The following is an 18,858-nucleotide window of genomic DNA, read 5'->3' on the forward strand; positions in this document are numbered from 1 at the left end:
TGGGTCAGTCAGGCATTGTCGGGCTGGGTTCAGGCGCGGGGGTCGAGCAATTTGGCGAGCACGCGGTCCTTGGTGACCTGACCGATGAGGGTGCCGTTTTCTTCGACCCCGACGGGGGCGCCGGTGTGGCCGACCTTGTCCATGACTTCGCGGATGTCGGTTTCGGGCGGGACGCTGGTGGCCGGGGTGCCGGTGGCGGGTTCCATCACGTCGCGCGCGCAGAGCACGCCGAGCGGGTTCATATGGGCCACAAAATCGGCCACGTAGTCATTGGCGGGGTTCGAGAAAATCTCTTGCGGGGTGCCGCATTGCACGATGCGCCCGCCCTCCATGATGGCGATGCGATTGCCAAGTTTGAAGGCCTCGTCGAGGTCATGGGAGACGAAGATGATGGTGCGGTGCAGGCGCTTTTGCAGGTCGAGCAGCTCGTCCTGAAGCTTGTTTCGAATTAGCGGGTCGAGCGCCGAAAACGGCTCATCCATCAGCAGGATCGGCGCATCGGTGACAAAGGCGCGGGCGAGGCCGACGCGCTGTTGCATGCCGCCTGAAAGCTCGCCCACCTTGCGGTCGGCCCAATCCGACAGGCCAACGGTGGCGAGCTGTTCATCGACCTTGGCGCGGCGCGCCGCCGGGGCCATGCCGCCGAGCTCAAGCCCGAGGCCGACGTTTTCACGCACAGAGCGCCACGGCAGCAGGCCGAATTGCTGGAACACCATGGCGACATGGCTTTGGCGGATGCGGCGCAGGGCGGTTTCACCGGCGTTGGTGACATCGACATAGGCGTTGCCGTCGTGGACCTCGACCTTGCCGCGCACCACGGGGTTGAGCCCGTTGACGGCCCTGAGCAGGGTGGATTTGCCCGACCCGGAGAGGCCCATAAGCACGAGGATCTCGCCCTCGGCCACCTCAAGCGCGCAGTCATGCACGCCGAGCACTTGGCCGGTCATGCTCTTGATCTCTTCACGCTCGCCGCCTTCGTCCATCAGGGGCAGGGCGCTGGCGGGTTTGTCGCCGAAAACGATCGAGACATTGTCGAATTTGACGATGGGTTTTGCGGTGCTCATATCATCTCTCCACGCGCAGCATACGGTCAAGGGCGATGGCCACGGCGACAATCACGATCCCGCTTTCGAAACCGAGCGGCGCGTTCACCGTGTTGAGCGCACGCACCACCGGCACGCCAAGCCCGTCGGCGCCGACCAGCCCCGAGATCACCACCATCGACAGCGACAGCATGATCGTCTGGTTGAGACCGGTCATGATTTGCGGGAAAGCATAGGGCAGTTCGACCTTCCACAGGGTCTGGCGCGGGGTCGCGCCAAAGGCGCGGGCGGCCTCGGTCAGGGCGGTGGGCACTTGGCTCACGCCCAGTTGGGTCAGGCGGATCGGCGCGGGCAGCACGAAGATGAAGGTCGCCACAAGCCCCGGCACCATGCCGATGCCAAACAGCACGATCATCGGGATCAGATAGACGAATGTCGGGATCGTTTGCATCATGTCGAGCACCGGCAGGATGAACGAATAGAACCGCGGGTTATGCGCCGCGTAGATGCCGATGGGCACGCCCACGCCCATACAGAACGCCCCGGCAAAGAGGATCAGGGTGAGGCTTTCTGTGGTGGCCTCCCAATAGCCCTGATTGATGACGAAGAGGAAGCAGACCACCACCACCACCACCCGTTTCCAGTCACGCTGTAGCGCCCATGTGAGGGCGGCAAAGACCAGCACCATGACATAGGCCGGCAGGAACTGCAGCCCGGCCAGCACCACGTCAATGGTCGTGGACAGCACCGTTTCGACCACATCGAAAAAGCCGCCGGCCTTGTCGATCAGCCAATCAAACGCGTCCGAAACGTTGCGCCCGATCAGGAGTTTGCCGTCTTCATTGAGTAGAGCCATTCAAGTCGCCTTGTTCAGTGTTGTCCATCCCGCTTCAGTCTCAGCAAAAAGCGCTGCGTTTTCTGCGAGGAGGCGGATCGTTTTTGAGTGTAAAACGTCGTGTTTGGAAGCGTCGTTAAGTGAAACCGAAATATCGGTGCTAGTATCAAGAAGGACAATTTCATTGTCTACTAGGCATTCGCGGATCAGCTTGTTGACCCAGATGGAGGTTGACTGTGTGGCGCCGGGGGTCCGGTAATTCTGCATCCGCCGCCTCAGGTTGGTCGTTTCGCCGACATAGACACTGCGGCGGTGTGGAAAGCGAAACCTGTAGATGCCTGCAATCGGTTTCAGTATCGGAAAGAGAAGTTTCTCTAGACCGTCCAGCGCCACTTCGCCGCCACTGTGCCAAAGCAAGGCGGTCGTGATTTTGATGTGCGAAACCCCGGATGGGGCGGGCTTTGTGGCGGTTGGCTCTTGGGCTGCAACCGTGGCAGGAACTGGTTTGCCCGGCGGCACCGCCGGGCAGCGCCCGTCCGCCCCCCTGGGCGGGCGCTTCTCGCCCACCCGCGGACGGGCGCTGCCCTCAGTTGGCAATGCTGCGTGCACTTTTTCGGTGGGAAAATTCTGAATGGCTAAGCCGGGCTGTTTGTCACGTGAGATTAGACCCTCAGCTACCAATTTTCGGCAGCGGGCATTGATCTGTTGGTGTCGGGATGGGCCGCCCGGCAGGGCGTGCGTGAGCCCGGCATCGCTGATGCCGGGCCTTTGCTTGATTAGCTCGAATATGTCGTCGATCAGGGCCAAAAGCCGGCTTACATGCCCAGCTTGGCCTTGACCGCTGCGGCCGCGTCGCCGCCGTCCATCGTGGTCACACCTTCAAGCCATGCCATATAGGCGTCGGGGTTGGCTTTGAGCCAGGCGCTCGCCGCCTTGGCCGGGTCGGTCCCGTCATTCAGGATCGCGCCCATGATCTCGTTCTCCATGGCCAGCGTGAATTTGAGATTGCCAAGCAGCGCGCCGACGTTCTTGCACTCGGCGGCATAGCCCGCGCGGGTGTTGGTATAAACCGTCGCACCGCCCAGATCGGGACCAAAGAAATCGTCACCACCGGTGAGGTAGCCCATCTCGAAATTGGCGTTCATCGGGTGCGGTTCCCAGCCGAGGAAGACGATCGGTTCGCCCTTTTTGGAGGCGCGCGCAACCTGTGCCAGCATGCCTTGCTCCGAGCTTTCGGCAACTTGCATGCCCTTGAGGCCGAAGGCATCGGCGTCGATCATCGACTGGATCAGGCGGTTGCCGTCGTTGCCCGGCTCGATGCCATAGATCTTGCCGTCAAGCGCATCGGCATGTTTGGCGATATCGGCGAAATCCTTGATGCCCATGTCCATCGCGGCCTTGTTCACGGCCAGCGTATATTTCGCGCCTTCGAGGTTCTCGCGCAGGGTGTCCACGGTTTTGGCTTCGCGGTAAGGCGCAATGTCGCCTTCCATCGTCGGCATCCAGTTGCCAAGGAACACATCGACATCGCCATCGGCCATGGCGCGGTAGGTCACCGGCACGCTCAGCACCTTGATGTCGGTCTCATAACCGAGCGCCTCGAGCACAACGGTGGTGGCGGCGGTTGTGGCGGTGATATCGGTCCAGCCAACGTCCGAGAAGGTCACCTTGCCACAGGCGGCATGGCTCTCTGCAAAGGCAGGCGCGGCGCTCATCGCGGCAAGCGCAAAGGCGGAAAGGGTGGTTTTCAAGGTCATTTTCAGGTCTCCCGGTTGATTTCGTCATTTTTCTTGATTGACGAGTCAATAAAAACAAAACAAGCTAAATGCAACACCCCCATATTTTCGGAGTCTGGGATGCCAAAGCTCGGAATGGAGCCTATTCGACGCGAAGCACTAGTGAAAGCAACGATTGCGGAAATCGGTGTGCGCGGCACGTTGGATGTGACCGTCAGCCAGATCGCGCGCCGCGCGGGCATGTCGAGCGCGCTGGCGCATCACTATTTCGGCTCCAAGGAAAAGATCCTTTTGGCGGCCATGCGATATGTGATGGGCGTCTATGCCGCCGAGGTGCGCGGCGCGCTGGCCATGGCCGACACCCCTGAGGCGCGGGTCGAAGCGATCGTGCGGGCGTCATTTTCGGAACGGAATTTTCGCAGCGAAACCGTGGCGGGCTGGCTGAATTTTTATGTGCTGGCACAGACCTCGGACGAGGCGCGCCGCCTGTTGCATGTCTATCACCGGCGGTTGCATTCCAACCTGTGCCACGCGTTGCGCCCGCTGGTGGGGGCGCGCGCCGATGAAATGGCAGACCGTATCGCGGCGCTGATTGACGGCGTATATCTGCGCCAGTCGCTGGGGCGGGGGCAGCCCGACCGCGATGCGGCGGTCGCGCAATTGCGCCGCTGCGTGTCACTCGAGCTGAAACAAGGTGCAACATGAGCAAACCCAACATCCTGATCTTTATGGTGGATCAGCTGAACGGGACGTTGTTCCCGGATGGTCCGGCGGAGTGGCTGCATGCGCCCAACCTCAAGAAGCTGGCGGCGCGGTCGACCCGGTTTCAGAACGCCTATACCGCTTCGCCGCTCTGTGCGCCGGGGCGGGCGGCGTTTATGTCGGGGCAGTTGCCTTCGCAAACCGGGGTCTATGACAATGCGGCAGAGTTCGCCTCTTCGATCCCGACCTATGCGCATCATCTGCGGCGGGCGGGCTATCAGACCTGCCTTTCGGGCAAGATGCATTTCGTTGGCCCGGATCAGCTTCACGGCTTCGAGGAACGCCTGACCACGGATGTTTACCCGCCCGATTTCGGCTGGACCCCGGATTATCGCAAACCGGGTGAGCGGATTGATTGGTGGTATCACAACATGGGTTCTGTCACCGGCGCGGGCGTGGCCGAGATCACCAACCAGCTCGAATATGATGACGAGGTGGCCTATCACGCGACGCGCAAGGTCTATGATCTGGCGCGGGGGGTGATGCGCGGCCATGGTGCCTGACGGTGAGCTTCACGCATCCGCATGATCCCTATGTGGCGCGCAAGAAATATTGGGACCTGTATGAGGATTGCGAGCATTTGCTGCCCGAGGTGGGGCCGATCCCCTATGATGCGCAGGACCCGCATTCACAGCGGATATTCGACGCCAATGACTGGCGCAGTTTTGACATAAGCGAAGAGGATGTGCGCCGCTCGCGGCGGGCCTATTTCGCCAATATCTCTTATCTTGATGACAAGATCGGCGAGGTTCTTGAGGCGCTGGAGAGCACGCGGCAGGAGGCGATCATCCTGTTCGTGTCCGATCACGGTGACATGCTGGGCGAGCGCGGCTTGTGGTTCAAAATGTCGTTCTATGAAGGCTCGGCGCGGGTGCCGATGATGATCGCAGCGCCGTCGATGACGCCGGGATTGGTGCGCGAACCGGTCAGCAATATCGACGTTTGCCCGACGCTCTGTGATCTTGCGGGGGTCAGCATGGCAGAGGTCAGCCCATGGACCACGGGCGAGAGCCTTGTGCCGATGGGGCAGGGGGCGGTGCGCAGCACGCCCGTGGCGATGGAATACGCCGCCGAGGCGTCTTATTCGCCGATGATCTGCCTGCGGTCGGGGCGCTGGAAATACACCAATTGCGCGCTTGATCCCGAGCAGCTGTTTGATCTTGAGGCCGACCCGAACGAGCGGGTGAACCTTTGGCAAGACCCGGACCACGCCAAAGTGTTGGAGACATTCCGCGTTGAGGCCGCTGCGCGATGGGATCTGGAGCAATTCGACGCCGAGGTGAGGGTGTCACAGGCCCGCCGGTGGGTGGTTTATGAGGCGTTGCGGCAGGGCGGCTATTACCCGTGGGATTACCAGCCGCTTCAAAAGGCCTCGGAGCGCTATATGCGCAACCACATGGATTTGAACGTGCTGGAAAACAATCAACGCTTCCCGCGGGGGGAATGACGGTGGCCCGCCTCTTTCAAGGCGTTCCCACCCACCCTCCCCACGCCTTGAAAGGGGCGGGGGCTGGCGGTGCAGGCGTGGCGTTTGTGGCCGCGGTTTCGGGATGTGCCGAGACGCGGATCAGGCGCAGGTCTGTTCCGAACGCGCCATGTTGCGTGTCGGGCGAGGCGCTGTGATGGAGATGACGGTTTATGGCCGCGCGACCTCCTCCAATGTGCAGGCGTTGCTTTGGGGGATGGAGGAGCTGGGGCTTTCCTATGAACGGCTGGATTATGGCGAGGTTTATGGCGGGCTGGACAGTGCGGAGTTTCGCGCGATGACCCCGCATGGGTGCATTCCGGTGCTGACCATCGGCGATGTGGCGCTGTTTGAGACCGGGGCGATCTTGCGCCATCTCGCCGGGGAGCATGGGGATGAGGCGTTCTGGCCTTCCGAGCCACTCAAGCGCGCGCAGGTGGATATGTGGGCGGAATGGGCGAAATACGAGGTTGCCGCGCGTTTTACAGGCCCGGTGTTCTGGCGTCACACCCGCACCGCGCCAGAGCGGCGCAACAGCGCCTTGGTCACACGCAATCTGGTCACGCTGGAAAGTGAGCTTGAGAAGGCCGATGCGCGGTTGCAAGCGGCACGCTTCCTCTGCGGTGATGCGCTGACGCTGGCGGATATTCAGCTGGGACATGTGCTCTATCGGTATTTCGATATCGACATTGCGCGGCGCGATTTTCCGGCTTTGCGCACCTATTACGACGGGCTGTCTGCGCGGCCCGCTTACCAGCGCACGATCATGGTGTCCTATGACGCCTTGCGCGACACATTCTAAGGAAAGATCAATGAGTTACGACACGCAGCCCAAGGGCAGCCACTTTGTCAACGGACGTTATGTTGAAGACAGTGACGGCACGCCGTTCGAGGTGATCTATCCCGCCACGGGCGAGGTGATTGCGACCCTGCACGCGGCCACCCCGGCGGTGATCGAGGCGGCGCTGGCGAGCGCCCGAGCCGGTCAGGAAGCATGGGGCCAGTTGAGCGGGACCGAGCGGGGCCGGGTGCTGCGCCGGGCCGCCGATTTGATGCGCGCGCGCAATCACGATCTGTCGGTTCTGGAGACCCGCGACACCGGCAAGCCGCTGTCCGAAACGCTGGTTGCGGATGCCACATCGGGGGCCGATGCGCTGGAATATTTCGGCGGGCTGGCGGCGTCTTTGACGGGCCAGCATATCCAGCTGGGCGAGGATTGGGTTTACACCCGCCGCGAGCCCTTGGGCGTCTGTGTTGGCATCGGCGCGTGGAATTACCCGACCCAGATCGCTTGCTGGAAGGGCGCTCCGGCGCTGGCCTGTGGCAATTCGATGGTGTTCAAACCGTCGGAAACCACGCCTTTGTCGGCGTTGAAAGTGGCCGAGATCCTGCATGAGGCGGGCCTGCCTGCGGGCGTGTTCAACGTGGTGCAGGGCATGGGCGAGCTCGGCGCGGCGCTGATCGGCGACAGCCGGGTCGCCAAGGTCTCGCTCACCGGATCGGTGCCGACGGGCAAGCGGGTTTACGCAGCGGCGGCGGCGGGCATGAAGCACGTCACGATGGAGCTGGGCGGGAAATCACCCTTGGTGGTGTTTGACGATGCGACGCTGGAGGATGCGGTCTCGGGCGCGATTTTGGGCAACTTTTATAGCTCGGGACAGGTCTGTTCCAACGGCACGCGGGTGTTCGTGCAAAGCGGCATCCGCGCCGCGTTTCTCAAGCGCCTGTCCGAACGGCTAAGCCGCGCCGTGATCGGCGATCCTATGGATATGAATACCAATTTCGGCCCGATGGCGAGCGAGGCACAGCTTAACATCGCGCTTGATTACATCGAAAAAGGCAAGGCAGAGGGCGCGTGGCTTGTCCATGGCGGCAACCGGATCGACAAGCCCGGCGCGTGGATCGAACCCACGGTCTTTGCCGATGTCACCGACGATATGACCATCGCACGCGAAGAGATTTTCGGCCCCGTGATGAGCGTTCTGGAGTTCGAGACCGAAGACGAGGTTATGACCCGCGCCAATGCCACCGACTTCGGCCTTGCCGCCGGGGTTTTCACCAATGACCTCAAACGCGCCCATCGCGTGGTGGCGGGGTTCGAGGCGGGGACCTGTTACATCAACACCTATAACGACGCCCCGGTCGAGGCCCCCTTTGGCGGCTCGAAACTCTCGGGCGTGGGGCGCGAAAACTCGCGTGCGGCGATCGAGCATTATTCGGAATTGAAAACGGTTTACGTGCGCATGGGCGCGCTTGAGGCCCCGTTCTGACGCAGGCTTTTGCGGGCGCGGGAAAACGGGCAGACGAAGGAAGAAAACGGATGGAAGCGGATTATGTAATCGTCGGCGCAGGCAGCGCGGGTTGTGCCATGGCCTATCGGTTGGCCGAGGCGGGGCGTTCGGTTGTGGTGATCGAACATGGTGGCACGGACGCAGGGCCGTTCATTCAGATGCCGGCGGCGCTCAGCTATCCGATGAACATGAACCGCTATGACTGGGGCTATAAAAGCGAGCCGGAACCGGGGCTGGGCGGGCGGCAATTGGTGGCACCGCGTGGCAAGGTGATTGGCGGGTCGTCCTCGATCAACGGGATGGTTTACGTGCGCGGCCATGCCAGTGATTTCGACCATTGGGCCGAAACGGGGGCGACGGGTTGGGGCTATGCCGATGTGCTGCCTTATTACAAGCGGATGGAGCATTGGCATGACGGCGGCCATGGCGGCGACCCGGCGTGGCGTGGCAAGGATGGCCCGCTGCATGTCACCCGTGGGCCGCGCAAGAACCCGCTCTATCACGCCTTTGTCGAGGCCGGTCGCGAGGCGGGCTATCCCGTCACCGCCGACTATAACGGCCAACAGCAAGAAGGCTTTGGCGCGTTTGAGCAAACGGTGTGGAAGGGGCGGCGCTGGTCTGCGGCGAATGCCTATCTCAAGCCCGCGATCAAGGGCGGCAAGTGCACGGTGGTCAACGGCCTCGCCACGCGGATCGTTATCGAAAACGGGCGCGCCAGAGGGGTCGAAATTGCCCGCAAGGGCGGCAAAGAGGTGGTGAGCGCGCGCGTCGAGGTGATCGTTGCGGCCTCGGCCTTTAACTCGCCCAAGCTGTTGATGCTGTCGGGCATTGGCCCGGCGGCGCATCTGGCCGAACACGGGATTGATGTGCTGGTCGACCGCCCCGGCGTGGGCGCGAATTTGCAGGACCATCTGGAGGTGTATTTCCAGATGGCCGCCTCGCAGCCGATCACGCTTTATAAGCACTGGAATGTGCTGTCCAAGGCGCTGATCGGGGCGCAATGGCTGTTTACCAAGACCGGGCTGGGCGCGACCAACAGCTTTGAAAGCTGCGCTTTTATTCGCTCTGCCGCCGGGGTGGATTACCCGGATATCCAGTTCCACTTCCTGCCGTTTGCCGTGCGCTATGATGGCAAGGCCGCGGCCGAGGGGCACGGCTTTCAGGCCCATGTCGGGCCGATGCGCGCCGCCTCGCGCGGGGCGGTTACGTTGCGCTCTGCTGATCCTGCGGATGCGCCACGCATCTTCTTTAACTATATGAGCGAGGACAAGGATTGGCAGGATTTCCGCCGTGTTATCCGTCTCACCCGCGAGATTTTCCAGCAGGAGGCGTTCGCGCCCTTTGTGCGGCATGAAATTCAGCCCGGACCGGATGTGACCAGCGACGCGGCGATTGATGACTTCCTGCGCGAGCACGCCGAAAGCGCCTATCACCCCTGTGGTACTTGCCGGATGGGGCGCGCCGATGATCCGATGGCGGTGGTTGACCCCGAATGCCGGGTGATCGGCGTTGACGGCTTGCGCGTTGCGGACAGCTCGATCTTTCCGCGCATCACCAATGGCAATTTGAACGGCCCGTCGATCATGGTGGGAGAGAAGGCGGCGGACCATATTTTAGGGCGCGCGCCGCTGCCTGCCTCGAATGAGGAGCCTTGGATACATCCGGATTGGGAGACGTCACAGCGGTGAGGGGTTACCCCTTGCACGGGTTCAAGGGCGTAGCCCGCCGTGCATCGACGACGCGCCCCGACGCGGCGGCGATTTGGCTAGGGCAGTGCCCTGATCGTAAACCATACGGATTTGGCAAACATAAAGTGGTCAACAAGACCGTTGGATCGCCACCGCGCGCGTCGTCGATGCACGGCTTGTGGAGGCGCATCCCCGCACGGCGGCTGCGCCTTGATTCCGTGCCGGATGGTCCCTCTGACGCCGCGAAAGATTTGCGCTCCCCCCAAGCCGCCCCTAGGCTCAAGCGCGAAAGAGGAGGACACCCCATGCGCAGCCCCGAAGAGCAGGCCCAATGGCTCGCCAGCCACACCGAGGAGATCATCGACCCCACCCGCGAGATCACCGATCCGCACCACCACCTCTGGGCCGGGCGGCTGGGCACCGATTACGAACTGGCCGAGCTTTGGGAGGATACCGAGGCCGGGCATAACATCTCCAAAACGGTCTTTATCGAATGCGGCTCGGCCTATAAACGCGGCACGCCCGATCCCTTCGCCCCGATTGCCGAGACGCGCTATGTGGTCGAAATTGCCGAGGCGGCAGCACAGCAACCGGCCAAGGCCCAGATCGCTGGCATCGTCGCTCACGCCGATCTGCGCTTGCCTATCGAGACGCTGGACAAGGTGCTCGACGCTCATGAAGAGGCCGGGCAGGGGCTGTTTCGCGGCATCCGCCACGCCGGGGCATGGGATGAAGAGCGCGACATTTTCCTCTTTGCCGGACAGCCCACGCCGCAGATCTACCTCGATCCAGATTTCCAACGCGGCCTGCGCCACCTCGGCGCGCGTGGGCTGACCTATGACACATGGCATTTCCACCCGCAAAACGGCGAATTCCTTGCTCTGGCACAGGCTTGCCCCGACACCACGATCATCCTTGACCATTTCGGCACGCCGCTCGGGGTGGGCCGGTTCACCGACAAGCGGGAGGCCTATTTCGCGCAATGGCAGGGCGAAATGGCCGCGATCGCCGATTGCCCCAATGTGGTGGCCAAATTGGGCGGGCTGGCTATGCCGACCAACGGCTTTGGCTGGGACCGGCGCGACCACCCGCCAACATCGCAAGAATTCGTGGCGGCGCAGGGCAAATGGTATGATCACATGATCGCCTGTTTCGGCGCCGAGCGCGCCATGTTCGAAAGCAATTTCCCGGTGGATCGCCTGTCCGTCTCCTATGCGGTCTATTGGAACGCGATGAAACGGATCGCCGCCCCCTGCCAGAGGCGGATCAACAAGCGCTGTTTTCGGGCACGGCGAACCGGGTCTATGACCTGTAAGCGATGCGTTTGATATCGCCCGCGCCCATGATCACCCCCCGGCGGACACGACAAAAAGATCATCGTGCCGGTGCTGCTAAAATACCGCCCGAAAATCTCGTGAAACGGCTGCGGTTTGATCCGTATCAAAGCAGACAGCGCGGGGGCGGGCCTATGCTCGGCTGCAAGCAAACGCAACAGGAGCAACGCATATGTCCCACACCCCCCATGAGCTTCACGAAGAGTTCCCCGACCACGCCGACAAACTTGTCGCGCTCAAGGCCGAAAACGCCCATTTCGCCAAGCTCGCCGATGAGTATCACGAGATAAACCGCGCGGTGCATCGCGCCGAAACCAATGTTGAGCCGGTCGAGGAGCTGGCCGAGGTCGAGATGCGCAAAACCCGCGCCGCCCTCAAAGACGAAATCTACGCGATTTTGTCGGCCTAAGGCGCGCCAAAGCGGTCGATAAAGCGCCAAAGATCGGGCAGCACATCGCTTCGCCAAAGATCGGTGTGATGCCCGCCTTTGACCTCCCGAAACTGCTTATGAGAGGCGCGGGCGGCGGCATGGATTTGCCGCCCCTGCGCAATCGGGATCAGACTGTCATCCGTGCCATGCAGAACCAAAAGCGGCGCGGTTAACCGCTTGACCCGGCTCAACGAATCCCACTTGCTTTTCATCCGCTCGATCACCGGCGCAAGCTGGGGGTAGGCGTTGAGCGCGACGGCCCGCACCGAGGTGAACGGCGCTTCCAATACTACGGCGGCGGGCTGCACTCCGGCACGGTCCACCGCCGTAAGCGTCACGCCAGTGCCAAGGCTTTCGCCATAGATCACCACCGGCGCATCGCCCGTGAACTGGCCGATGCGTTGCAAAATCCGCCCCGCATCAAAGCTCAGCGCCGCCTCATTGGGTTGCCCGCTAGAGCCTGACGAGCCGCGATAGGCGGGCGCAACAACGCCGTAGCCGCGCGCCATAAAGCGTTGAAACCGCCCGGCGCGGGCAGCGAGATTGCCGGCATTGCCATGAAAATACAGGATGACGGGCTTGCCTTGGCTCGGCTGCGCCACCCAGACAACAAGCTGCTGCCCGCCGCTTTCAAACCGTTCGGCGCGCATCGAAAGGCCGATGTCGCGCGGCGATACTTCGGTGGGATCAAACGGATAGACCAGCTCGCGTTCGATGCGGTCAAACGCGAACAAGCCGCCAAAGCTGACGGTGAGCAGAAGGGTGGCGAGTTTGAGCAGGGTCATCACAGGTCTTTCGGTCATCGCGCGTCTAAAAGGATGCCATGGCCCTTGCCAAATCGCCAGCCCGCCGGACCGGGCAGGCGCTGCCCGGCGGCTTACCGGCCTTGCCGCTGGTAGACGCGAGCCGGACCATTGTCAGCCCCTGGGGTGACGATCCAACGACGGTTTCAAAGCGCTTTATCCCGGCCAAATCTTCCCACAGACCGAATGGCGCACTGCCTTAACCCAATCGTCAGCCCGTGGGAGGGGCTGACAATGGACCGGCGGCCTGCGGCCTTTGATCCGGTCCGAAATCCGGTCCGTGATCCGGTCCGAAAGCGCCCCTTCACCCCACCTCGTAAGGCAGAACGCCACGCGCATTCGCGTCAATCGTCAAGCGCCGCTCAAGCGGCGGAACCGAGCGTTGGTGGCATTGCACCCGCTCGCAAATCCGGCAGGAAATGCCAATCGGTTCAAAGCTTTGCCGCTCGCTGACATCCAGACCATCGGCATAGATGATCGCATCGGCATGGGTTACCTCACAGCCCAGAGCAATCGCGAAACGGCGCACCGGCGCGCCATAAGAGCCGCCCGGTTTCGACACATCCCGCGCAATCGAGATATAGCGCACCCCGTCCGGCGTTTCCGCCAGCTGGCGCAGAAACCGCCCCGGCGTCTCGAACGCCTGATGCACATTCCACAGCGGACAAGCCCCACCAAAACGGGCAAATTGCAGCCGCGTCGCCGAATGGCGCTTGGTGATCGTGCCGGCCTGATCGACGCGCACGAAAAAGAACGGAATGCCCTTGGCACCGGGGCGCTGCATCGTGCTCAGCCGGTGGGCGACCTGTTCGATCGACGCCCCGAAATGTTGCGCCAGCCGCTCAAGATCATGGCGCGTTTCCTGCGCCGCCGCCAGAAACCGGCCATAGGGCATCAAGGCGGCCCCGGCGAAATAATTGGCCAGCCCGATTTTGGCGATGCTGCGGGCCTCGTCGCTTTGAAACCGCGCCAGATCAAGCGTGGCTTCCAGCAAGGCATCTTGCTTGACCAGCGCCAGTTGCAACAAAAGCTGAAAGGCGCGGGTTTCCGGCGCGGCGCGTGACGACAGCGTCAACAAACGCGCCGCCGGGTCGAACCGGCGCAGCGCGGGGTCGTCGCTTTCCTGAACCCGAATGCCCTGCGCCCCAAGCGCCCGGCTTGCCTGTGCCATGATCGCGCCGACGCTTGCATTGGCGCCCGCGCCATTGGCGAAATGCTCGGCGGCGCGATCCACCGCGTCGATGTAATTGTCGCAATAATGAAAGAAGTCGCGCACCTCGTCCCACGGGCTGGCAAGGCGCGATGCCTCTGGCGTGCGCGCATCCTCGCGGCCAAGGGCCTCGTCCAGACTGGCAAGCCGCTCATGGGTCTGGCGATAGGCGCGGTGCAATTCCAGAAAAGCCCGCGCCAGCCCCGGCGCATTCGAGGCCGTCAGGCGCAGATCGGCCAAAGGCGGCGGATCATCGGCAAACACCGGATCGGCCATCGCCTCGCGCATGTCACTGACAAGACGCTCGCTGTCGCCGCTGGCAAGCTCGGTCACGTCAAAGCCGAACTCCTGCGCAAGGGCGAGGACCACGGTGGTGCTGACCGGGCGTTTGTTGTTTTCCATCTGGTTGAGGTAGGGCAGGCTCACGCCCAGCTTGGTGGCGAAATCCTTTTGGGTAAGCCCAAGACGTCGGCGCGTCTCGCGAAGCTTGGCCCCGGCATAGATTTTCGGGTTGGCCATGATGTGTCTCCACTTGCAAAGCTGCAAACTGCATATTGCAAATGGATGGTTTTGCATAGCCCCGGCTGCGCAAGCGGGCGCTGCATTAACTTAATGCGCGTTAACCGGTGCGACACGCCCGGCAGCCGAGAGTCAGCCGGATGTCAGCCGGGAGTCACCCCCCTGTTTCGGCTCTCGCTCAAAAGGTTAACGCCAGCCGATCAAAGCGCCGCGCCCAGCCGCGCCTCGCGTCGCATCACCAGCAAGATCGAGATCAACCCCCCGGCCAATGTTGCGGTGATCAGAAACACCAGCGGTGCGTCGCTTGAGGCGCCGACCAACAGCACCCCGGCCAGCGCCGACAGGGCCGCGCCGCCGCTCAGCATCATCGACCCGCCAAGCCCCGAGGCCGTTCCCGCCAGATGCGGGCGCACCGAAAGCTGCCCCGAGACGGCGTTGGGAATGCTCATCCCATTGCCGATACCAACCGGCACCATCACCGCGAAAAAGCTGAACGGCGTTTGCAGGCCGGTCAGCGACAGCCAGATCGACAAGACCATCCCCGACAGCGCCACGATATAGCCCCAAAGCACCATGCGGTTCATGCCGATGCGCTGTGAATAGCGCCCGGCGATATAGTTGCCAAAGAAATAGCCGATGCCGGGGGCCGCGAAATAAAGACCCAGCTCCTGAGGGCTCAGCCCGAACAGCTCTTTTGCCACAAAGGGCGCCCCGCCGAGATAGGCAAAAAACGCCCCGCTCGATAAGGTTGCAGCCATGCTATACCCCCAGAAACGCGGGCTTTTCAGCAGGAAAGGGATCTCGCGGAATTGCTGCCCAAGGGACAAGCCGCTTGGCCGGGCCGTCTCGCCCAGATCGCCAAGGGCGAGGACAAAAACCGCCAGTCCGGCGGCAAACAGCGCCCAGAAATTCGCGTGCCAGCCATAGTTTTGTTCAAGGTATCCGCCGATCGCCGGGCCAATCATCGGGATCAGCGACATGCCCATAGAGACATAGGCGATTTTGGCGCTGGCCTGATCCGCCGGGGTGGTGTCCCGCACCACCGCGCGCCCCAGAACCATCGCCACCGCGACCGATGCCTGTAGCATGCGAAAGGCCAGAAACATCGTCGCGCTGGTCGACCAGATACAGCCCAAAGTCGCCAGCATATAGATCGCCAACCCTGCAAGGATCACCCGCCGACGCCCCAGATTGTCCGAGATCGGCCCGATCACCAGCTGCAGCAGCGCGTTGACCAACAGGTAAACCCCGACCGACAGGCTCATCACCGCCGGAGTCGTGTCGAAATACTCGGCCATACCGGGCAGCGACGGCAGGAACAGGTTCATCGACAGGGCCGACACGCCGGTCAACGCCACCAAGGTCCCGATCTTTGGCGGGCTGCGGCGGTCAAGAAATTTCGGCGGAGGGAACGGTGTCATCAAGACTTCTTAAACTGGTTGCGATACAAAACGTGCAAGGCGACCAAAATGCCACCGATTGCCACTCTGACGCGACTTGATCATCTTATTTTAGGAAGTTCCAGAGGTGGCGGCGATTTTTGTTAACGCAACAATAACCAGTTTGCGGGTTTGCAGTTAACAGTTGTTAACTTTTCGGAAGTTTGCAAATTTGCGGAAAATCGCTTTCAGGGGTCAACGCTTGGCCTTATGTTGCACCCAATCGTGCAAGATGAGGGGACCCCCATGAAAGACATTCTTCAGGAGCTTGATGAGCGCCGCGCCGTGGCCCGCAAAGGCGGTGGTGACAAGCGGATCGAGGCCCAGCACGCCAAGGGCAAGCTGACCGCTCGCGAGCGGATCGAGCTGTTGCTTGACGAGGGCAGCTTTGAAGAGTTTGACATGTTTGTCACCCATCGCTGCACCGATTTTGGCATGGAAAAACAAAAGCATGCGGGTGATGGCGTGGTCACGGGCTGGGGCACGATCAATGGTCGCATGGTCTATGTCTTTAGTCAGGATTTCACCGTCTTTGGCGGCTCGCTGTCGGAAACCCACGCCCAGAAGATCTGTAAGATCATGGACATGGCAATGCAGAACGGCGCGCCGGTTGTTGGCATCAACGATTCGGGCGGCGCACGTATTCAGGAAGGCGTGGCCAGCCTCGCCGGTTATGCCGACGTGTTCCAGCGCAACATCATGGCCTCGGGCGTGGTGCCGCAGATTTCCGTGATCATGGGCCCCTGCGCCGGCGGCGCGGTTTACAGCCCGGCGATGACCGACTTTATCTTTATGGTCAAAGACTCGTCCTACATGTTCGTGACCGGCCCGGATGTTGTAAAAACCGTGACAAACGAGGTGGTTACCGCCGAAGAGCTGGGCGGGGCAAGCACCCACACACGCAAAAGCTCGGTCGCGGATGGGGCGTTTGAAAACGATGTCGAGGCGCTGGCCGAGGTTCGCCGTCTGGTCGATTTCCTGCCGCTCAACAACCGCGAGAAACCACCCGTGCGGCCGTTCTTTGACGACCCCGCGCGACGTGATCAGAGCCTTGATACGCTGATCCCCGAAAACGCCAACACGCCTTACGACATGAAAGAATTGATCGTAAAGGTGGCGGACGAGGGCGATTTTTACGAAATTCAGGAAGACTTTGCCAAGAACATCATCACCGGGTTTATCCGTATCGAAGGCCAGACGGTCGGCGTGGTCGGGAACCAGCCGATGGTGCTTGCCGGTTGTCTTGATATCGACAGCTCGCGCAAGGCCGCGCGCTTTGTAAGGTTCTGTGATGCCTTTGAAATTCCGATCCTGACCTTTGTTGACGTGCCCGGATTTTTGCCCGGCACAAGTCAGGAATTCGGCGGCGTCATCAAACATGGTGCCAAGCTGCTCTTTGCCTATGGCGAGGCGACGGTGCCCAAGGTCACGGTGATCACCCGCAAGGCCTATGGCGGTGCCTATGACGTGATGGCGTCCAAGCATCTGCGCGGCGATTTCAACTATGCCTGGCCCACCGCCGAGATCGCGGTGATGGGGGCCAAGGGCGCGACCGAGATCATCCACCGCGCCGACCTTGGCGATGAGGAAAAGATCGCGGCCCATGCGGCGGAGTATGAAAAGAACTTCGCCAACCCGTTCAAGGCGGCCGAGCGGGGCTTTATCGACGAAGTGATCATGCCCCATTCGACCCGCAAGCGCGTGTCGCGGGCTTTTGCCAGCCTGCGCAACAAGAAGCTGCAGAACCCGTGGAAAAAACACGATAATATCCCGCTTTGAGGCGATGTTAATGCACCGATTTCCCGCCATAGCCCGCCAGAAATGCGCGGGCCGGACACCCCCGGCCGGAGGAGCCCGCACTTGCGGGGGCTGGGGGGTGTTTGCCTTTGGTTTGGCGGTGGGCGCGGGGCTGTTCGTCGCGGGGCAGGGCATGGCCGAGGGGGTCTATCCGGTGCCAAAGCTGCCCTCGGGGCTGGCTGTCGAGGTGCTGGACAAGTTTCTTGACGTCAAGGCCGACGGCGAGCTGACATTCGGGCGGTTCCGCTTTCTGGCGCCAGAGCTGCCCGACACGGCGGCGATGGCCTATGAGGTGCGGCTCAAAGACATGGATGTGCTGTGCGCCGACTACGCGCTGCCGCATGTCAAAGTCACACCCGATCCGGTGGACCGGATCGTGATTTCAATCTCGGACAAGCCGATCAAATTCGGCGAAACCGCGCCCGGCGTGGTGCAGTTTTTTGAGGTTTATCGCATCGAAAACGGTGCCTGTATTTGGGAGGAATTCTGATGCAGCCACTACATCTTGGGGCGCGACGGGGGGCAGACATGGCGACTGAGGCTTTGGAGTCACAGGCTGTGGGTATGCTTGTGGACAAGTTCCAATTATCCCCTGATTCCGATATGTTGCGCCGGAGTGTCCACCCTTGGGCGCTTACCTCGTACGAGGGGCAGGATGGGTTTCAAAGCCCGGAACTGTCCGAACATAGAGACAGGAGAAACAGATGTCGAAAGCCATCAAGAGCATTCTGGCGCTCGGCCTTGCAGCCTTCGTGGTTGCCTGCGCCCAGCAGGAAGAAGAATTTGTCGTGGTCGACCCAGAGCCGATCTCGACTGAGCCGGTTTACACCGGCAAATACAAGTAACGACCGGACGGGGCGGGACCAAGCGCCCGCCCCGACCATCCGCCTTTGCCCCATGCGTTCGGGGGGCAAATCATGCTAAAGCATCGCGGCTTTCCCGGACGTCTTACCGGTACAGATTATCAATTCACCATCCGGCGGGCCAACCCGCGCGGTGTGACGGCGATCACCGAGCGCGAACGCTATCGTGACCGCCGCCCGGCCGACAAACGCGCCGATCAGGCGTTTCTGGCCGCCCTGTGGGAGCATTTTGGCGAAGAAGTGTTCGAGCGCGGCAATCTGGACGCCGGGCGCATCAGCTGGCTGTTTGAGCGCGAGGTGGTGCCCGCCGAAGACCCGTTTGACCCTGCAAGCTATGACGCGCTGTTGCGGCTTGATGTCGAGGTGGCGCGGCGGAACTTCCCGGATGTGTTTTCAGGTGATTTCGACGAGGGGTCGGCATGATTTCGCTTGGAGATATGAAAACTAAGCGAGTCCGCGCCCATTTTTCGCCTATACGGCGAGTGGGCTTGGAAACAGGTCATCTGCGAGACAGAGTAAGGAACGTAGTGGCGGTCCCATGTGGGGCCGAGACGCATTGTCTGAACCGTTACCCTTCCCCTAAGGGGCGGACTGGTAGTCCCCAAGGCCGTCCGCCCCATTTTTTCGTCCAGACTCCAATGTG

The 18,858-nt window shown here is 61.7% G+C and carries 17 protein-coding genes and 1 pseudogene; 11 read left to right on the plus strand and 7 right to left on the minus strand.

The window, feature by feature from the left end:
* Positions 1 to 29: 29 nt before the first annotated feature.
* From choV to N4R57_08260, 4 genes are read right to left on the minus strand one after another with little or no spacing between them, the layout of a single operon-like run.
* Positions 30 to 1,064 (minus strand): choline ABC transporter ATP-binding protein, encoded by a 1,035-nt coding sequence (gene choV / locus N4R57_08245; protein ID UYV38989.1) that lies wholly within the window; start codon positions 1,062 to 1,064, stop codon positions 30 to 32.
* Position 1,065: 1 nt separating this feature from the next.
* On the minus strand, positions 1,066 to 1,899 hold the full coding sequence (choW, locus tag N4R57_08250; protein ID UYV38990.1) for a choline ABC transporter permease subunit: 834 nt from the start codon (positions 1,897 to 1,899) through the stop codon (positions 1,066 to 1,068).
* Positions 1,900 to 2,685, minus strand: coding sequence for a GIY-YIG nuclease family protein (locus tag N4R57_08255; protein UYV38991.1), 786 nt, complete (start codon positions 2,683 to 2,685; stop codon positions 1,900 to 1,902).
* Positions 2,686 to 2,693: 8 nt separating this feature from the next.
* Positions 2,694 to 3,635, minus strand: a complete 942-nt coding sequence (locus tag N4R57_08260) for a choline ABC transporter substrate-binding protein (protein UYV38992.1) — start codon at positions 3,633 to 3,635, stop codon at positions 2,694 to 2,696.
* Positions 3,636 to 3,734: 99 nt separating this feature from the next.
* Between N4R57_08260 and betI the strand changes: the two genes are divergently transcribed.
* The 7 genes and pseudogenes from betI (at position 3,735) to N4R57_08295 (ending at position 11,563) form a co-directional block, all read left to right on the plus strand.
* Positions 3,735 to 4,319: a transcriptional regulator BetI gene (gene betI, locus N4R57_08265; protein ID UYV38993.1), complete on the plus strand. Its 585-nt coding sequence runs from the start codon at positions 3,735 to 3,737 to the stop codon at positions 4,317 to 4,319.
* Positions 4,316 to 5,823 (plus strand): annotated as a pseudogene (gene betC / locus N4R57_08270) (choline-sulfatase). Before betI ends, betC begins: the two are co-directional and overlap by 4 nt.
* A gap of 175 nt (positions 5,824 to 5,998) precedes the next feature.
* Positions 5,999 to 6,643, plus strand: coding sequence for a glutathione S-transferase family protein (locus tag N4R57_08275; protein UYV38994.1), 645 nt, complete (start codon positions 5,999 to 6,001; stop codon positions 6,641 to 6,643).
* Positions 6,644 to 6,653: 10 nt separating this feature from the next.
* Entirely contained in the window at positions 6,654 to 8,111 is a 1,458-nt protein-coding gene (gene betB / locus N4R57_08280) for a betaine-aldehyde dehydrogenase (protein UYV38995.1), read from the plus strand.
* Positions 8,112 to 8,161: 50 nt separating this feature from the next.
* Entirely contained in the window at positions 8,162 to 9,820 is a 1,659-nt protein-coding gene (gene betA / locus N4R57_08285; protein UYV38996.1) for a choline dehydrogenase, read from the plus strand.
* 305 nt (positions 9,821 to 10,125) lie between these two features.
* Positions 10,126 to 11,148: an amidohydrolase family protein gene (locus N4R57_08290; GenBank protein ID UYV38997.1), complete on the plus strand. Its 1,023-nt coding sequence runs from the start codon at positions 10,126 to 10,128 to the stop codon at positions 11,146 to 11,148.
* A gap of 178 nt (positions 11,149 to 11,326) precedes the next feature.
* Positions 11,327 to 11,563 (plus strand): DUF465 domain-containing protein, encoded by a 237-nt coding sequence (locus N4R57_08295; GenBank protein ID UYV38998.1) that lies wholly within the window; start codon positions 11,327 to 11,329, stop codon positions 11,561 to 11,563.
* Here the strand turns inward: N4R57_08295 and N4R57_08300 are convergent.
* The 3 genes from N4R57_08300 to N4R57_08310 form a co-directional block, all read right to left on the minus strand.
* The gene (locus tag N4R57_08300) at positions 11,560 to 12,387 is read right to left on the minus strand and encodes an alpha/beta fold hydrolase (protein ID UYV38999.1); all 828 of its coding nucleotides are present in this window, start codon (positions 12,385 to 12,387) and stop codon (positions 11,560 to 11,562) included. The two genes, N4R57_08295 and N4R57_08300, sit on opposite strands and share 4 nt — an antisense overlap.
* Positions 12,388 to 12,691: 304 nt before the next feature.
* Positions 12,692 to 14,116 (minus strand): short-chain fatty acyl-CoA regulator family protein, encoded by a 1,425-nt coding sequence (locus tag N4R57_08305; GenBank protein ID UYV39000.1) that lies wholly within the window; start codon positions 14,114 to 14,116, stop codon positions 12,692 to 12,694.
* Between the two features lie 200 nt (positions 14,117 to 14,316).
* Complete coding sequence (locus N4R57_08310) at positions 14,317 to 15,537, minus strand: multidrug effflux MFS transporter (GenBank protein ID UYV39001.1); 1,221 nt, start codon at positions 15,535 to 15,537, stop codon at positions 14,317 to 14,319.
* A 264-nt stretch (positions 15,538 to 15,801) separates the two neighbouring features.
* Here N4R57_08310 and N4R57_08315 point away from each other — a divergent pair, with 264 nt between their 5' ends.
* The 4 genes from N4R57_08315 (at position 15,802) to N4R57_08330 (ending at position 18,638) form a co-directional block, all read left to right on the plus strand.
* Positions 15,802 to 17,334 carry an acyl-CoA carboxylase subunit beta gene (locus N4R57_08315; protein ID UYV39002.1) on the plus strand — a complete coding sequence of 511 codons (1,533 nt, stop codon included), beginning with the start codon at positions 15,802 to 15,804 and terminating at the stop codon, positions 17,332 to 17,334.
* Positions 17,335 to 17,431: 97 nt separating this feature from the next.
* Positions 17,432 to 17,842: a DUF6497 family protein gene (locus tag N4R57_08320; GenBank protein UYV39003.1), complete on the plus strand. Its 411-nt coding sequence runs from the start codon at positions 17,432 to 17,434 to the stop codon at positions 17,840 to 17,842.
* 214 nt (positions 17,843 to 18,056) lie between these two features.
* Positions 18,057 to 18,197, plus strand: a complete 141-nt coding sequence (locus N4R57_08325; GenBank protein ID UYV39004.1) for a hypothetical protein — start codon at positions 18,057 to 18,059, stop codon at positions 18,195 to 18,197.
* 72 nt (positions 18,198 to 18,269) lie between these two features.
* The gene (locus N4R57_08330) at positions 18,270 to 18,638 is read left to right on the plus strand and encodes a hypothetical protein (protein UYV39005.1); all 369 of its coding nucleotides are present in this window, start codon (positions 18,270 to 18,272) and stop codon (positions 18,636 to 18,638) included.
* Positions 18,639 to 18,858 lie beyond the last annotated feature (220 nt).

This window comes from Rhodobacteraceae bacterium D3-12, assembly GCA_025916135.1.
In the GTDB taxonomy this organism is placed as follows: domain Bacteria; phylum Pseudomonadota; class Alphaproteobacteria; order Rhodobacterales; family Rhodobacteraceae; genus JAKGBX01.

Coding starts and splice junctions, on each gene's coding strand:
- choV (UYV38989.1), bottom strand. CDS start 1,064: ATGAGCACCGCAAAACCCATCGTCAAATTCGACAATGTCTCGATCGTT.
- choW (UYV38990.1), bottom strand. CDS start 1,899: ATGGCTCTACTCAATGAAGACGGCAAACTCCTGATCGGGCGCAACGTT.
- N4R57_08260 (UYV38992.1), bottom strand. CDS start 3,635: ATGACCTTGAAAACCACCCTTTCCGCCTTTGCGCTTGCCGCGATGAGC.
- betI (UYV38993.1), top strand. CDS start 3,735: ATGCCAAAGCTCGGAATGGAGCCTATTCGACGCGAAGCACTAGTGAAA.
- N4R57_08275 (UYV38994.1), top strand. CDS start 5,999: ATGGAGATGACGGTTTATGGCCGCGCGACCTCCTCCAATGTGCAGGCG.
- betB (UYV38995.1), top strand. CDS start 6,654: ATGAGTTACGACACGCAGCCCAAGGGCAGCCACTTTGTCAACGGACGT.
- betA (UYV38996.1), top strand. CDS start 8,162: ATGGAAGCGGATTATGTAATCGTCGGCGCAGGCAGCGCGGGTTGTGCC.
- N4R57_08290 (UYV38997.1), top strand. CDS start 10,126: ATGCGCAGCCCCGAAGAGCAGGCCCAATGGCTCGCCAGCCACACCGAG.
- N4R57_08295 (UYV38998.1), top strand. CDS start 11,327: ATGTCCCACACCCCCCATGAGCTTCACGAAGAGTTCCCCGACCACGCC.
- N4R57_08300 (UYV38999.1), bottom strand. CDS start 12,387: ATGACCGAAAGACCTGTGATGACCCTGCTCAAACTCGCCACCCTTCTG.
- N4R57_08305 (UYV39000.1), bottom strand. CDS start 14,116: ATGGCCAACCCGAAAATCTATGCCGGGGCCAAGCTTCGCGAGACGCGC.
- N4R57_08310 (UYV39001.1), bottom strand. CDS start 15,537: ATGACACCGTTCCCTCCGCCGAAATTTCTTGACCGCCGCAGCCCGCCA.
- N4R57_08315 (UYV39002.1), top strand. CDS start 15,802: ATGAAAGACATTCTTCAGGAGCTTGATGAGCGCCGCGCCGTGGCCCGC.
- N4R57_08325 (UYV39004.1), top strand. CDS start 18,057: ATGTCGAAAGCCATCAAGAGCATTCTGGCGCTCGGCCTTGCAGCCTTC.
- N4R57_08330 (UYV39005.1), top strand. CDS start 18,270: ATGCTAAAGCATCGCGGCTTTCCCGGACGTCTTACCGGTACAGATTAT.